The sequence below is a fragment of the Brevundimonas faecalis genome, from assembly GCF_040549405.1.
Classification (GTDB): domain Bacteria; phylum Pseudomonadota; class Alphaproteobacteria; order Caulobacterales; family Caulobacteraceae; genus Brevundimonas; species Brevundimonas faecalis.
The window spans coordinates 318,985-332,238 of sequence record NZ_JBEPTF010000001.1 but is presented as its reverse complement, the minus strand read 5'-3'; the positions used below and the strand labels follow the sequence as shown (position 1 = coordinate 332,238).

Below are 13,254 nucleotides of genomic sequence, written 5' to 3'. Positions count from 1 at the left end.
ATCAGGCGCCCCGGCGCAGGTTCAGGTCGGCCGAAGGCGGCGGCGGAGGCGGCGGGGCGGCCGGCGCGCCCAGACGCCGGGCGATGGCCGACTGCAGGTCGTCGGCGAAAGCTTCCAGGCGACCCGTGAACTTGCCCGCCGACACAGAGAAGGCGTTGAAGGCGATATAGGCCGGGATGGCCGCGGCCAGACCGATGGCCGTGGCGAACAGGGCCTCGGCGATGGCCGGCGCCACGGTCGTCAGATTGGTGTTGCCCGCCACGCGGATGCTGTCGAAGGCGTTCATGATGCCCCAGACCGTGCCGAACAGGCCGATGAAGGGCGAGGCCGTGGCCACCACCGACAGCACGCCCAGGCCGTTCTCGATCTTCTGTCCCTCGCGGGCGATCACCGAATCCAGGGCCCGGTCGATGCGGGCGATCAGCATGCTCCCTTGCGTGTCCGTCATGGCGCCGCGCGCCCGCGCCTCGCGCCAGTCCTGCAGGGTCAGCACCAGCATGCGCGGCAGGGGATCAACCGGCTGCGGCCCCGCCTGGGCCGCCACGTCCTCCAGCGACCGCCCGCTCTCGACCTGTTTCTCGAACTCGGTCGCGCGGGCGTTCATGCGGGTGAAACGCACGGCCTTGTCGATGATGATGGTCCACGACCACAGCGAGGCCGCCGCCAGTCCGACCATGACCGTCTTCACCACCCAGTCGGCGGTCATGAACAGTTCAATGGGATTCAACAGGGAGGCGTCGACGGGGGCGGTCATGCGGGGTCCTGAAAGAAGGGTCCGGTTCGTCCGCCAGTTGCAGCGGGCGGAGATGGCGGTTTCATGGCGTTCAGGGCGGCGGTCTAACCGGCGTCGCGTCCCGCGTCACGGGGGGCGCGTCTGACAACCTCGTTATTGCCAAGCTTGGCCGTCAGGCGCAGGCGGCGACGCAGGCCCGCGCCAGGACCTCGGTCGAGTCCGTCAGCGGAACCGCGACCGCCTCGGCCGTCAGCAGCAGGGGCACCTCGGTGCACCCCGCGATCACCCCCTCCGCCCCGGCCGCGACCAGGGCGCCGGCCAGATCGCGCATGGCGGCCTTCTGCTCCGGCCCCGTGTCGCCGCCCTTGACGCCGAAGACCACGGCCATGAAGCGCGCCCGGTCCGCCTCCGACAGCCGCACCGCCTCGCCCCCCTCGGCCGCCAGGGCCTGGACGTACAGGGCCTCGCCGCCTGGCGTGGCCAGGACGCCGATGCGCCGCGCGCCCGTCGCCGTCGCCGCCCTGGCCGTCTCGACCGGCATGTCGATGAAGGGCAGGCCCGCCGTCCGGACGGCCCCGGCGTGGGCGTGGGCCGTATTGCACGGCATGGCCAGGACCTGGGCCCCCGCCTGTCGCAACCGCGCCGCCATCTCGCCCAGGGTCCTGCCCGCCGCCTCCGGCTGCTCGTGACGATTGGGAATCTTGGCGTTGATGTCGGCGATCACATGGATGTGGTCCTGGTCCGTCGTCGCCGGTGTCAGGGCCTGCAGCCGCTCCAGAAAGGCCAGGGTCGCCGCCGGCCCCATCCCGCCCAGGACGCCCAGCACCTTCCCGCCCATCAGAACATGCTCTCCAGTTCGCCCTGATAGCCGAACAGCCCCTGGGCCCCGCCGGTGTGCAGGAAGACCACCGTCTCACCCGCGAAACGCCCGGCCCGCGCCAGGGCGATCAGCCCCTTCATCGCCTTGCCCGTATAGACCGGGTCCAGCACCAGGCCGTCGGTCCGCGCCGCCAGGGTCAGAGCGTCCGCCACCCCCTGATCGATCAGGCCGTATCCGGCGCCGACATAGCCGCAGTCCGCGACCACCATCTCGTCCCTGACCCGGTCGGCGTGACCCAGCAGGGAGGCGGTCTCCTTCGCCAGCTTCAGGACGGCGGCCTCCTGCTTCTCCTGCGGCGCCCGCACCCCGATCCCCAGCACGGGGATGTCCGCCCCCATGACGGCCAGGCCCGCGACCAGGCCCGCATGGGTCCCCGCGCTGCCCGTCGCCGTGACGATGCGGCTGATCGCCAGATCCAGCTCGTCGGCCTGGACCAGGATCTCCCGCGCGCAGTCGACATAGCCCAGGGCGCCGACGGCGTTCGATCCCCCGCCCGGGATCACATAGGGCTTGCCGCCCCGCGCCCGCACCGCCTCCGCCGTCTTCTCCAGCTCGGCGGTCATGTCGGTTCCGCCCGGCACGCGGCGGACGCCCGCCCCGAACAGCCGGTCCAGCAGGACGTTGCCGTTCCCCACATAGTCCGGCGCGGTCGAGCCGGTCCTCTCCTCCAGGATGATCTCGCATTTCAGCCCGTGCGAGGCCGCCGCCGCCGCCGTCTGCCGCACGTGGTTCGACTGCACCGCTCCCTGGGTCACCAGGGTGTCGGCCCCGACCTCCATGGCGTCGCCCAGCAGGAACTCCAGCTTGCGCGTCTTGTTGCCGCCCCCGGCCAGGCCGGTGCAGTCGTCCCGCTTGATCCAGAGATCGATCCCCAGGGCTTCCGAAAGCCGTGGCGCGGGCTCCAGCGGGGTCGGCAGATGCGCCAGTCGAACACGGGGGAAACGGGCGAGATGCATGGTCCTGAACTCCGGACTGAAGCCTGACGACGATAATCGTGGCTAACATGCACGCTCTCGCGGAACCAAGTTTCTTGTCGGAAGTTTCGCAGTCGGACACTTCGGACGCCCCCCAAACCCGATGTCGTCCAGCGGCGGCCCGGCCTTAACGCCCCCCCGACTGAGAAGCCGGGCCGCCCTCCCCCTTCTTTCTTAGCTTTCCAGCGTCAGCACCATGTCCCAGCGGTCGATGCCGGGCGCGAAACCGTCGGGCGTGATCTTCTCCGCCTCGAAGCCGAACCGCGCATAGAAGCCCTGGGTGTGCTGGCTGGTGCACAGCCTGACCCGCGCGACCCCCGGCGTCGCCCGCGCCGCCGCGATCCGCGCCTCGGTCAGCACCCGCCCCAGTCCCTGACCATGCAGTCCGTTGTCCACCATGCCCCAGCACAGAACGACGCTGACCCCGTCCGCATCGACCGCATGGCCGCCGCAGCCGACGATGCGCCCCTCCCTCTCGATCACCTGATAGGGCCAGCGCAGGGCCTGATCGTTCAGAAAGCCGACAAACCCCTCCCGCTCGCTCTCGTCGAAGAAGAGCGGAACATTGCTGTCGAACAGGGCCAGACATCCGGCCATGTCTTCGGGCCGATAGGTGCGAGAAAGGATCATTCCCCTTCCTGCCACGCCCGCCTCGCTTGACCTACCCCCGAAAGGGACTAGGGTCGCGGCGTTCTCCGGGGGGTCGCAATCGAGCGGCTGAGATAGAGGTTTCTCCTCTGACCCGTCGAACCTGATCCGGGTCATGCCGGCGAAGGGACGAGTTCACCGCCTCCACGCCGGGAAACCGGCTTCCGGGGCGCTCATACCGCGCCGGCGGTCCCTCTTTGTCGAAGAGGCCGCCACAATGAATATCCAAGTCACGCCGCAAGCCGCGACCGAACAGCCCCACGAGCCCAACGTCGAATTGCCGCTGGCCGACGCCCGCAAGGCCGTCGCCGCCGAGCACGGCCGCATCCCCACCGGCCCCCGCGCCGGCGGCGTCAAGGTCTATGTGGCGGGCGAACTCTTCCCCGACATCCGCGTCCCCTTCCGCGAGGTCGCCGTCCACCCCAGCGCCAATGAACCGCCGGTGACGATGTACGACAGCTCCGGCCCCTACACCGACCCGACCGTGACCATCGACATCAAGAAGGGCCTGCCCCGCGTGAAGTCGTCGTGGCAGCTGGATCGCGGCGACATCGCCCCCGTCCTGAACCCGCGCGAGGTCAAGCCCGAGGACAACGGCCACGCCAGCGGCAAGCACCTGGCCCCCCGCTTCGATGTCTCCAACCATCAGGTCTTCAAGGGCGTCGAGGGCCGCCCGGTCACGCAATACGAGTACGCCCAGGCCGGGATCATCACGCCCGAGATGGAATACGTCGCCATCCGCGAGAACCTGCGCCGCGAGCAAAACGCCCCCTGCATCCGCGACGGCGAAGACTTCGGCGCCTCGATCCCCGACTTCGTCACGCCCGAGTTCGTCCGTCAGGAGATCGCCCGCGGCCGCGCCATCATCCCGCACAACATCAACCACCCCGAGGTCGAGCCGATGATCATCGGCCGCAACTTCCTGGTGAAGATCAACGCCAACATCGGCAACTCGGCCGTCCTCTCCTCCGTCGACGACGAGGTCGACAAGCTGGTCTGGGCCACCCGCTGGGGCGCCGACAACGTCATGGACCTGTCGACCGGCCGCAACATCCACAACATCCGCGACTGGATCATCCGCAACTCCTCCGTCCCCATCGGCACCGTGCCCATCTATCAGGCGCTGGAGAAGGTGAACGGCATCGCCGAGGACCTGACCTGGGAAGTCTTCCGCGACACCCTGATCGAACAGGCGGAACAGGGCGTGGACTACTTCACCATCCACGCGGGCGTGCGCCTGCCCTTCGTGCCGATGACGGCCAAGCGCGTAACGGGCATCGTCTCGCGCGGCGGCTCCATCATGGCCAAGTGGTGCCTGGCCCACCACAAGGAGAGCTTCCTCTACGAGCACTTCGAGGACATCTGCGACATCATGCGCGCCTATGATGTCAGCTTCTCGCTAGGCGACGGCCTGCGCCCCGGCTCCATCGCCGACGCCAACGACGAGGCCCAGTTCGCCGAGCTTCGCACTCTCGGCGAACTGACCAAGATCGCCTGGGCCAAGGGCTGCCAGGTCATGATCGAAGGCCCCGGCCACGTGCCGATGCACAAGATCAAGGCCAACATGGATGAGCAGCTCAAGCACTGCCACGAGGCGCCCTTCTATACGCTTGGCCCGCTGACCACCGACATCGCCCCCGGCTATGACCACATCACATCGGCCATCGGCGCGGCCATGATCGGCTGGTTCGGCACGGCCATGCTCTGCTACGTCACGCCCAAGGAGCACCTGGGCCTGCCCGACCGTCAGGACGTCAAGGACGGCGTCATCACCTACAAGATCGCCGCCCACGCCGCCGACCTGGCCAAGGGCCACCCCGCCGCCCGCATGCACGACGACGCGCTAAGCCGCGCCCGCTTCGAGTTCCGCTGGGAGGACCAGTTCAACCTCGGCCTCGACCCCGAAACCGCCCGCAAATACCACGACGAGACCCTCCCGAAGGAGGCCCACAAGACCGCCCACTTCTGCTCCATGTGCGGGCCGAAGTTCTGCAGCATGAAGATCAGCCAGGACATCCGCGATGCGGCCCGGGGGCAGAATGATGCGGGCGGGAGCCTCGCGGCCCAGGACGCCGAAGCCGGCATGGCCGAAATGAGCGCGAAGTTCAGAGCGGGTGGCCAAATCTATTTGACTGCTGACAAAGACCCAGTGTCCGCTACTTAAGGTTCATGGACAAAGATTGGATCAAGCAGGCCGACGTCAGACGGAGGCGCTATGCGCCACTCACCTGGATTCCGCTCTACCTGAACAGGGAGAGGGGAACCGGCAACTATGGCGAAATTGGCTACATCAAGGACATCGAAGCAGTACGAACTGCCGCGATTTATCTCGACAAAAGGGCTGAGCTAGATGGACTGGGGTTTGTCGACCTCCCTTACTCCCACGCCCCCAGCACTTGGAATGGCTACACACCCTACGATGTGCGGCGTTCTGAAGAAGGAGGAGAACAGGGAGTCTATCTAGTTTTGAATCAATCCCTAGACGGAGATAGTCCATCCGTTTGGAGTTTAAATCAAGATTTTGTATTCGCGCTCAAACTCAGCAGGGAGGGGGATGTTTGGATCAGACCCTCCGAGGGGTTTATGGAAGTTGCGAAAATTGAACGAAGCGGCGATGGCGATGTGGAATCTATTCTGGTTCGACCAGAATATTTGAAAGATTACCTCGCCGCTCGTTCTATGGCGCTCATGATTGGCAGCTACCGCGAACGAAGGTGGGTTGTTCCAGATTTATCGGGCCTGCCTTTTGCGGAAGACGAAGACGACGAAGCAAAAGATGAGTTCGGGCGTCATTCATTTTATGTGCGAGCAATAGTTGCGGGCGGCTTCCCTTATGGTGGAGGCGTAGCAGTGTTTAATGCATCTAGAACGGATCAGTGGGAAGAGGATGAAGTTCCGATCCTTGGCCCCGAAACCGAAGAAAATACGTCATCGTCTCAAACGCATTTCAAACGTGAAGGCCAAAAGCTGTTCAGTATCACGAGCGAGCGGCGCCTGACCGAGTGGCTAGAGCCTGCTGATCTCAGCCCTCGCGTCCGGCGAGACGATACCCCTTCTGCGACACACTTCTTAGTGGACGCACAAGGTTCCCAGACCAATGCTGACGAACTCAATTTCGAGGAAATCGGCCTTTGGCTATTTTTCAAACCGAACGTTATTTCCGACATTTTAAGTCGACGAGGTGCCTCAATACACTGGCACACGCGCTTCACAGCTAGCGTATCCTTGCCAGGCGGCATTCCCATCCATTTTGGAACCAACAATGCCAATCTCGTGGTGGTCTATGCTCACGACATAGCCCGCCAACCGGAATGGCAACGAAAAATCTGGGCCGCCTACAATGTAGTGCCCGAAGGCGGCCTAGGAGAGGAGCTTGATGCAGCACAAGTACGGGCTCGCCCCGTCGAAACTCTAGCTCCCGAAGGCTTTATCGCTGCATCTCTTGAGATTGCCGACAAAGAATTTAAGACCCGCTGGGGCGTCTCTCTTTTCAGAACGCATCAAGACACGGCTGAAATTATCTCACGGTCACATCGCTTTCGTTCACTCGACCAAGCCGGATTCTTATCCTTGGCAAAAGATCTCGCCCGGATCTCCGCCGACTTGATCGATCAAAAGGCACTCCACGGAATCGCGGCTCCGCAAAACGGTCAGGGAACGGGCTCTCTGAAGTCGCTCGAACGAGTGCTCGCGACAGTCGTTAGCCCAGAGGAAGCTCGAAAATTAACCGGCAAACTCTTTGGAATCTACGAATTACGCTTGAGTGACGCGCACCTTCCATCGAGTAAAATGGAAGATGCCATGAAGCTCATAGAGATACCTCTAGAACAAGACTGGCTTCTCAAAGGGGCTTTCATGATCCATCAGTGGGTAGCTTCATTTTACTCAATCGCCGAAGCCGTATCGCTAGATGGCAGTAGCGCCGAATAGGGGTAAACCTCATCGGACATCTAGGCGCGGAGCCCCCCGTCCGATCCTGACGCACCCGTCCGCCATCCTGCTGCGCTCAGGCAGGAGGCGGCGAGATGGACGACCAGACTTACTGGCACGAGGGCGAGCCCCGGATCATCGCCTCAGGCCGGTGGGAGCAGGATAAGTACGGCGCTGCCAGCTACATCCCCGACCACATTCGCCCCTCGACGGCGGGGCCCGCCGATGCCGACGCGGCCCCTGTCAGCGATGAGGGCGAGAGGACCGGGGCCGACGGCTATCGCATCTGTTCCGACGCCGTCTGGGCGGCGGCGCGGCGCGACTATCTGGCCGGAGACGCGGCCGAGGCCGTCTGCGCCCGCCCTTTCTCAGTCGAAGCCTCAGCGTTTTCAGACGATTCAGACGTTTCAGACTCTGTTTTCGACACCCCTCTTCGAAGAGGCGTCGTCGCGAGGCGGGCTGCGCCGCTTCGCGGGCCGATTCAGACCTTTCAGACTATTCTTTCGGCTTCTATGCCGGGTCCGCGTCTCGATTGCGGTCTCAAGCGCTTTCCACCGCACCCCCGCCTCAAGGCGGAGCCTCAGCCACGCAGGTCGAGGTCTGATTTCAGATGGTTCAGACTATTCAGACCGTCTTTCCTATCGTCCCCGCCCGCGCCCGTCCCGTCGCCCCAATTTCAGACCTTTCGGACCTTTCAGACCCCGTTTTCCTCTCCCGAGAGCCAGGGCGTGACCAGTTCGACGAGGCGGCGGGTGGGGCGGCGGGGGCGGCCGTCGAGGTGGATGCAGACGGCGACGACCTCGGCCTCGCACAGGATCTCGCCGTCGCGCTCCACCGTCTGGCGCACGATCAGACGCGGCCCCTTGATGGTCTCGTAGCGGGTGCGGACGATCAGGGCGTCATCGATCCGGGCGGGCTTGCGGTAGCGGATGGACAGCTCCGAGACGACGAAGGCCGTGGGCTCCTCGTCCTCCAGCAGCTCGGCGTGGCCCACCCCGGCGGCCCGCAGGAAGTCCGACCGGCCCCGCTCGAAATAGCGGACGTAATTGGCGTGGTAGACGAGGCCGGTGAAGTCCGTGTCCTCGTAATAGACCCGCACCGGCAGGACATGGTCCCGCCCGACGAAGCGGCCGGAACTGGGCAGGTCGAGGGAGGCGTCGGGCTGGGTCATGCCCCCGGCTTTAGCAGCCCCGCCCGCCCGCGTCTTCTTCAGGGCGCAGGGGCCGCGACCTGGGCCGCTGACGGGGTGGGCGCGGTCGGGGCCGCCGCTTCCGGCGCCGCCGCGTCGAAGCCTGGGCAGTAGCGGGCCTTCAGTTCCACGAACTCGCCGCTCAGGGGGTCATGGCTCATCAGGATGCGGTTGGGGCGGGAGACGAAGGCCGTCGCCCCCTTCTCGCCCCGGACCCCGGCATAGCCGCAGACGGCCCGGCCGCGCCCGGCCTCGACATATCTCAGCTCGCCGCGCGGCCCCATCTGGGCCTTGACCTGGGCCAGGGCGCGCTCGCCCGCCGTCGCCTGCCGGGGGCCGAAGCGGGCGCCCTGGGTCGCCGCGAACAGGCTGGCGCCGCCCAGCAGCAGCACCGCCGCGCCCAGCACGGCGATCATCCTGTCGGTCCTGCGCAATGGGTCCAAGACGGCCTCCTCCGCCCCGGAGGATGACCGGCTTCCTTCGACGCCTCAAGCTGTGGCGCGAATGATTGTCGGCCCCTCGCCCTGGAGGCGGGGCAGAACGGTCACTTTCCGAACAGGTCGGGCGTTCCCGGCGCCGGGCGCGGCGTCTCCAGGCCCAGGTGTTCATAGGCCCGGGCGCAGGCCATGCGGCCGCGCGGGGTGCGCTGGATGAAGCCCTGCTGCAGCAGATAGGGCTCGATCACGTCCTCGACCGCGTCGCGGGCCTCGGCGATGGCCGCCGCCAGGGTGTCCATGCCGACCGGCCCCCCGCCGTAGTTCTCGATCAGGGCCTTCAGGAAGCGGCGGTCCAGGCTGTCCAGCCCCGCCTCGTCCACCTCCAGCCGGGCCAGGGCGCGCGCCGCCGCCAGGCGGTCGATGGTCGCCGCCCCCTCGGCCGTGGCGAAGTCCCGCACCCGCCGCAGCAGGCGGCCGGCGATGCGCGGCGTGCCCCGCGACCGGCGCGCGATCTCCAGGGCGCCGTCCTCGCTGATCGGCGCGCCCATCTTCCGGGCCGCGCCCCGGATCACCGCCGTCAGTTCCTCCGGCGTATAGAACTCCAGCCGCAGGGGGATGCCGAAACGGTCGCGCAGGGGCGTGGCCAGCAGGCCCGCCCGCGTCGTCGCCCCGACCAGGGTGAAGGGCGCCAGGTCGATGCGCACCGAACGCGCCGACGGCCCCTCGCCGATGATCAGGTCCAGGACATGGTCCTCCATGGCCGGATAGAGGATCTCCTCCACCTGGGGCGCCATGCGGTGGATTTCGTCGATGAAGAGGACGTCCCGCGGCTCCAGGTTCGTCAGGATCGCGGCCAGGTCCCCCGCCTTGGCCAGGATGGGGCCGGAGGTGGCGCGGAAGCCCACGCCCAGCTCGCGCGAGACGATCTGGGCCAGGGTGGTCTTGCCCAGGCCTGGCGGGCCGAACAGCAGGACGTGGTCCAGGGCCTCGGCCCGCGCCCGCGCGGCGTCGATGAAGACCTTCAGATTGCCCTTGGCCGCCGACTGGCCGACGAACTCGGACAGGGTCTGGGGCCGCAGGGCGCGGTCGTACTGCTCGCCGGGGGCCGGATCGGCGGAGATGATGCGGTCGTCGGTCATCGCATCGCCCCATGGAGAGCGGCGAGCGAGTGGCGAGTGGCGAGTGGCGAGTGGTGAGGAAGCCGACTTCCGGCCGCGCGGATCAGCACTGCAACGTCGAAAAGCAGCCGCTCACACTGACACGCTCGCCACGCGTCACTCGTCACTCGCCACTTCCCCTTCACCGACCCAGCTCCTGCAATCCGGCGCGGATCACGGCCGACAGCTCAGCCTCCTCGCCCAGACGGATCAGGGCCTGGTCGACGGCGCGGCGGGCGTTGACCTCGGCTATGCCCAGGCCCAGCAGGGCGGCCACCGCCTCGCCCGCCACGCTGGGCGGCGGCGGCGCAGAGGCGGCCTCGACGTGGACGCCGGGCGCCGTGGGCGCGAAATGAGCCTCGCCCAGGGGCTTGCCCTTCAGCTCGGTGACGATCCGCAAGGCCAGCTTGGGGCCGACCATATTGGCCCGCGCCACCGCCGCCTTGTCCTCGCGCGCCACAGCGCCGGCCAGCTCGGCGGGAGGCAGGACGTCCAGCACGGCGAGGGCCGCCTTCGGTCCCACGCCCTGTATGGCCAGCAACAGGGTGAAAGCCCGCCGCTCGTCCCGAGTCAGGAAGCCATAGAGGCGCGGCCCCTGGTCCTCGCTCCACTGGCTGTGGATGTGCAGGATCGCCTCGTCGCCTGGCGCCGGCAGCCGCCCCAGGGTGCGCGCGCCGCAGGTCGCGACATAGCCCACCCCGCCGCAGTCGATCAGGCATTCCGCCTCTCCGACCTCGACCAGAACGCCGCGCAGTCGCCCGATCATGCGCTCATCCTTCCCTGTTCAGCAGCGCCCCGCCTCTCCTCCCCTGCGCAGCGGGGGAGGGGGACCATGCGCAGCATGGTGGAGGGGGCGAAGGATCGGGCGACGGTTTCAGGATTGGGATTCGTATGGAGACGTTTGAGGGCGGCGCCTGGAGCCGCCCCCTCCACCGCTCCGCGGTCCCCCTCCCCCGTGAACGGGGGAGGAGTCAGGGCGCACACCGTCAACTGAGCTGTCATGCCGCCCCCCTCAGGCCATGGGCGCGTCGATGGTGCGCATGGGTGATCGCCACGGCCAGGGCGTCGGCGGCGTCGGCCTTGACCTCTCCCGAGGTCGGCAGAAGCCGCTTCACCATGAAGGCGATCTGGCTCTTGTCGGCCTGGCCCGCGCCCACCACCGCCTTCTTGATCAGGGTCGGGGCGTATTCGGCGACCCTGAGCCCGGCCCGCGCCGGGGCCAGCATGACCGCTGCCCGCGCATGGCCCAACTTCAAGGTCGAGCTCGGATTGACGTTGACGAAGACCTCCTCGATCGCCGCCTCGTCGCAGGCGTAGGCGGCGCAGACCTCTCCCACCTGCTCCAGCAGATGCAGCAGGCGCTCGGAAAAGGGCGCCTTCTCGTCGGGCGCGACCACCCCGTGGGCGATCCAGCGCAGGCGGCTGCCCTCGCTTTCGATCACGCCCCATCCGGTGCGGCGCAGGCCGGGGTCCAGCCCCAGGATGCGAGTCGTTTCGTTCGCCATCCGTTCCTATTGCCCCAAAGAGAGTTAGCGAACAATGACCGTGCGCGCCCGCTTTAAGATTGCATATGCAACGACACCGTGCTTTGCATATGCAATGGATGACGCCTCCCCCTGCATATGCGGTCGCCTGCGCCGCGCCTCGCGCGCCCTGTCGCGCCTCTATGACGAGGCCCTGGCGCCGGTCGACCTGACCGTGACCCAGTTCTCGGTGATGCGCACCCTGTCGCGGATGGATCGTCCCGGCCTAGCCGAACTGGCCGAGGCCACGGCGCATGAGAAGAGCGCCCTGTGGCGCACCCTGCAGCCCCTGGTCCGCAAGGGCTGGATCGCGGCCGAGACCGCGCCTGGCGAACGCGGTCAGAGACTGTCCCTGACCCCTGGCGGCCAGGAACGGCTGGCCGACGCCCTGCCCCTGTGGCGCACGGCCCAGGTCCGCGTCTCCGAAACCCTGGGTCCGCGCGAAGCGGCCCTGATCGCCTTGTTGAGCGAGCTTGAAACCGATGTCTGACGCTTCGCCCGCCGCTTCTTCCGGCCTGTCGCGCCGCGCCTGGACGATGATCCTGGCCGGGGCCGTCATCGTCACCCTGTCCATGGGCGTGCGTCAGGCCTTCGGCCTGTTCCTGCGCCCCGTCGGGCTGGAGTTGGAGATCGACCGCCAGACCTTCGGCCTGATCATCGCCGCCCAGAACCTGCTGTTCGGCCTCATGCAGCCCTTCGTCGGCGCCTGGGCCGACAAGCACGGGGCGGGCAAGGTCGCCGTGGGCGGCGCCCTGGTCTATCTGGCGGGCCTGGCCCTGGCCGCCACGGCGGCGGACGCCGTGGGGCTGATGCTGGGCTTCGGCGTGATGACGGGCCTTGCCATGTCGGGCGTGACCTTCGTCGTCGTCCTGGGCGCCGTGGGCCGCATCGTCCCGCCCGAAAAGCGCACCCTGGCCTTCGGCGTGGTCACGGCGGGCGGCTCCCTGGGCCAGTTCCTGGTCGTGCCCGCCGCCCAGGGCCTGCTGGACGCCCTGGACTGGCGCATCGCCCTGTTCGTCCTGGCCGGGATGATCGCCCTGATCATTCCCCTGGCCCTGGGCGTGGCGGGCAAGCCCCCGGCTCCGGACGCCCAGGACGGCCTGCCGCTGAAGGCCGCGCTGAAGGAGGCCCTGGGCAACCCCAGCTACGCCCTGCTGAACCTGGGCTTCTTCGTCTGCGGCTTCCATGTCGCCTTCGTCGGCACGCATTTGCCCGCCTATCTGCGCGACATGGGTCTGTCGGCCGGCGTCGGCGCGACCTCCCTGGCCCTGATCGGCCTGTTCAACATCCTGGGGTCCTGGCTCTGGGGCGCCTGGGGGTCGCAGGGCTCCAAGAAGGGACTGCTGGCCCTGCTCTACCTGCTGCGCGGGGTCGCGGTCGTCGTCTTCCTGCTGGTTCCCCTGTCGCCGGCCAGCGCCCTGGTCTTCGCCTCGGTCTTCGGCTTCCTGTGGCTGGGGACCGTGCCTTTGACCAACGGCCTGGTGGCCCAGATCTTCGGCGTACGCCACCTGTCGGCCCTGGGCGGGATCGTCTTCCTCAGCCACCAGGTCGGCGCCTTCCTGGGCGCCTGGCTGGCGGGCGTCGCCTTCGACGCCACGGGCTCCTATCAGGTGATCTGGCTGACCTCCGTCGGCCTGGCCGTCATGGCCGCTCTGGCCAATCTGCCGATCCGCGAGGAGCCGGTCCTGCGTCCCGCCGCGGTCCCCGCCGAATGAGCCGCCGCCTGCTGATCGCCGCCGGGACGCTGGCGCTCGTCGCCCTGGGCGGCTGGCTGTGGAGCCGC

General features: G+C 67.5%; 13 protein-coding genes and 1 riboswitch. Of the genes, 4 read left to right on the top strand and 9 right to left on the bottom strand.

All coding sequences use genetic code 11. From position 1 onward, the window contains the following. Position 1 precedes the first annotated feature (1 nt). The 4 genes from tolQ to ABIE19_RS01470 form a co-directional block, all read right to left on the bottom strand. Positions 2-754: a protein TolQ gene (gene tolQ / locus ABIE19_RS01485; RefSeq protein WP_354087340.1), complete on the bottom strand. Its 753-nt coding sequence runs from the start codon at positions 752-754 to the stop codon at positions 2-4. A 151-nt stretch (positions 755-905) separates the two neighbouring features. Continuing rightward, positions 906-1,571 (bottom strand): cysteate racemase, encoded by a 666-nt coding sequence (gene cuyB, locus ABIE19_RS01480; protein WP_354087339.1) that lies wholly within the window; start codon positions 1,569-1,571, stop codon positions 906-908. Next, on the bottom strand, positions 1,571-2,569 hold the full coding sequence (gene cuyA, locus ABIE19_RS01475; protein WP_354087338.1) for a D-cysteate sulfo-lyase: 999 nt from the start codon (positions 2,567-2,569) through the stop codon (positions 1,571-1,573). Before cuyA ends, cuyB begins: the two co-directional genes overlap by 1 nt. A gap of 192 nt (positions 2,570-2,761) precedes the next feature. After that, complete coding sequence (locus ABIE19_RS01470) at positions 2,762-3,217, bottom strand: GNAT family N-acetyltransferase (protein WP_354087337.1); 456 nt, start codon at positions 3,215-3,217, stop codon at positions 2,762-2,764. Between the two features lie 56 nt (positions 3,218-3,273). Then, positions 3,274-3,383, top strand: a riboswitch (TPP riboswitch). A gap of 69 nt (positions 3,384-3,452) precedes the next feature. Between ABIE19_RS01470 and thiC the strand changes: the two genes are divergently transcribed. After that, positions 3,453-5,399, top strand: a complete 1,947-nt coding sequence (gene thiC, locus ABIE19_RS01465) for a phosphomethylpyrimidine synthase ThiC (protein ID WP_354087336.1) — start codon at positions 3,453-3,455, stop codon at positions 5,397-5,399. Positions 5,400-5,404: 5 nt separating this feature from the next. Then, positions 5,405-7,165, top strand: coding sequence for a hypothetical protein (locus tag ABIE19_RS01460; protein WP_354087335.1), 1,761 nt, complete (start codon positions 5,405-5,407; stop codon positions 7,163-7,165). A gap of 694 nt (positions 7,166-7,859) precedes the next feature. Here the strand turns inward: ABIE19_RS01460 and ybgC are convergent. The 5 genes from ybgC to ruvC all read right to left on the bottom strand — a co-directional run bounded on the left by ybgC (position 7,860) and on the right by ruvC (position 11,453). Further along, positions 7,860-8,336 (bottom strand): tol-pal system-associated acyl-CoA thioesterase, encoded by a 477-nt coding sequence (ybgC, locus tag ABIE19_RS01455; protein WP_354087334.1) that lies wholly within the window; start codon positions 8,334-8,336, stop codon positions 7,860-7,862. A 38-nt stretch (positions 8,337-8,374) separates the two neighbouring features. Next, complete coding sequence (locus tag ABIE19_RS01450; RefSeq protein ID WP_354087333.1) at positions 8,375-8,770, bottom strand: hypothetical protein; 396 nt, start codon at positions 8,768-8,770, stop codon at positions 8,375-8,377. Between the two features lie 128 nt (positions 8,771-8,898). Beyond that, positions 8,899-9,930, bottom strand: a complete 1,032-nt coding sequence (gene ruvB, locus ABIE19_RS01445; protein WP_354087332.1) for a Holliday junction branch migration DNA helicase RuvB — start codon at positions 9,928-9,930, stop codon at positions 8,899-8,901. A gap of 160 nt (positions 9,931-10,090) precedes the next feature. Then, the gene (gene ruvA / locus ABIE19_RS01440) at positions 10,091-10,714 is read right to left on the bottom strand and encodes a Holliday junction branch migration protein RuvA (RefSeq protein ID WP_354087331.1); all 624 of its coding nucleotides are present in this window, start codon (positions 10,712-10,714) and stop codon (positions 10,091-10,093) included. A gap of 232 nt (positions 10,715-10,946) precedes the next feature. Beyond that, positions 10,947-11,453: a crossover junction endodeoxyribonuclease RuvC gene (gene ruvC, locus ABIE19_RS01435; RefSeq protein WP_354087330.1), complete on the bottom strand. Its 507-nt coding sequence runs from the start codon at positions 11,451-11,453 to the stop codon at positions 10,947-10,949. A 94-nt stretch (positions 11,454-11,547) separates the two neighbouring features. Here ruvC and ABIE19_RS01430 point away from each other — a divergent pair, with 94 nt between their 5' ends. Continuing rightward, positions 11,548-11,961, top strand: a complete 414-nt coding sequence (locus tag ABIE19_RS01430; protein ID WP_354087329.1) for a MarR family winged helix-turn-helix transcriptional regulator — start codon at positions 11,548-11,550, stop codon at positions 11,959-11,961. Next, positions 11,954-13,186, top strand: a complete 1,233-nt coding sequence (locus ABIE19_RS01425) for an MFS transporter (protein ID WP_354087328.1) — start codon at positions 11,954-11,956, stop codon at positions 13,184-13,186. Before ABIE19_RS01430 ends, ABIE19_RS01425 begins: the two co-directional genes overlap by 8 nt. The last annotated feature ends 68 nt before the right edge of the window (positions 13,187-13,254 follow it).

What these genes read in the sequence shown, in the direction of transcription:
- ruvB (WP_354087332.1), bottom strand. Translation starts at nt 9,930, where the DNA reads ATGACCGACGACCGCATCATCTCCGCCGATCCGGCCCCCGGCGAGCAG.
- ABIE19_RS01430 (WP_354087329.1), top strand. Translation starts at nt 11,548, where the DNA reads ATGGATGACGCCTCCCCCTGCATATGCGGTCGCCTGCGCCGCGCCTCG.
- tolQ (WP_354087340.1), bottom strand. Translation starts at nt 754, where the DNA reads ATGACCGCCCCCGTCGACGCCTCCCTGTTGAATCCCATTGAACTGTTC.
- cuyA (WP_354087338.1), bottom strand. Translation starts at nt 2,569, where the DNA reads ATGCATCTCGCCCGTTTCCCCCGTGTTCGACTGGCGCATCTGCCGACC.
- ybgC (WP_354087334.1), bottom strand. Translation starts at nt 8,336, where the DNA reads ATGACCCAGCCCGACGCCTCCCTCGACCTGCCCAGTTCCGGCCGCTTC.
- ruvC (WP_354087330.1), bottom strand. Translation starts at nt 11,453, where the DNA reads ATGGCGAACGAAACGACTCGCATCCTGGGGCTGGACCCCGGCCTGCGC.
- ABIE19_RS01425 (WP_354087328.1), top strand. Translation starts at nt 11,954, where the DNA reads ATGTCTGACGCTTCGCCCGCCGCTTCTTCCGGCCTGTCGCGCCGCGCC.
- ABIE19_RS01450 (WP_354087333.1), bottom strand. Translation starts at nt 8,770, where the DNA reads ATGATCGCCGTGCTGGGCGCGGCGGTGCTGCTGCTGGGCGGCGCCAGC.
- ABIE19_RS01470 (WP_354087337.1), bottom strand. Translation starts at nt 3,217, where the DNA reads ATGATCCTTTCTCGCACCTATCGGCCCGAAGACATGGCCGGATGTCTG.
- cuyB (WP_354087339.1), bottom strand. Translation starts at nt 1,571, where the DNA reads ATGGGCGGGAAGGTGCTGGGCGTCCTGGGCGGGATGGGGCCGGCGGCG.
- thiC (WP_354087336.1), top strand. Translation starts at nt 3,453, where the DNA reads ATGAATATCCAAGTCACGCCGCAAGCCGCGACCGAACAGCCCCACGAG.
- ABIE19_RS01460 (WP_354087335.1), top strand. Translation starts at nt 5,405, where the DNA reads ATGGACAAAGATTGGATCAAGCAGGCCGACGTCAGACGGAGGCGCTAT.
- ruvA (WP_354087331.1), bottom strand. Translation starts at nt 10,714, where the DNA reads ATGATCGGGCGACTGCGCGGCGTTCTGGTCGAGGTCGGAGAGGCGGAA.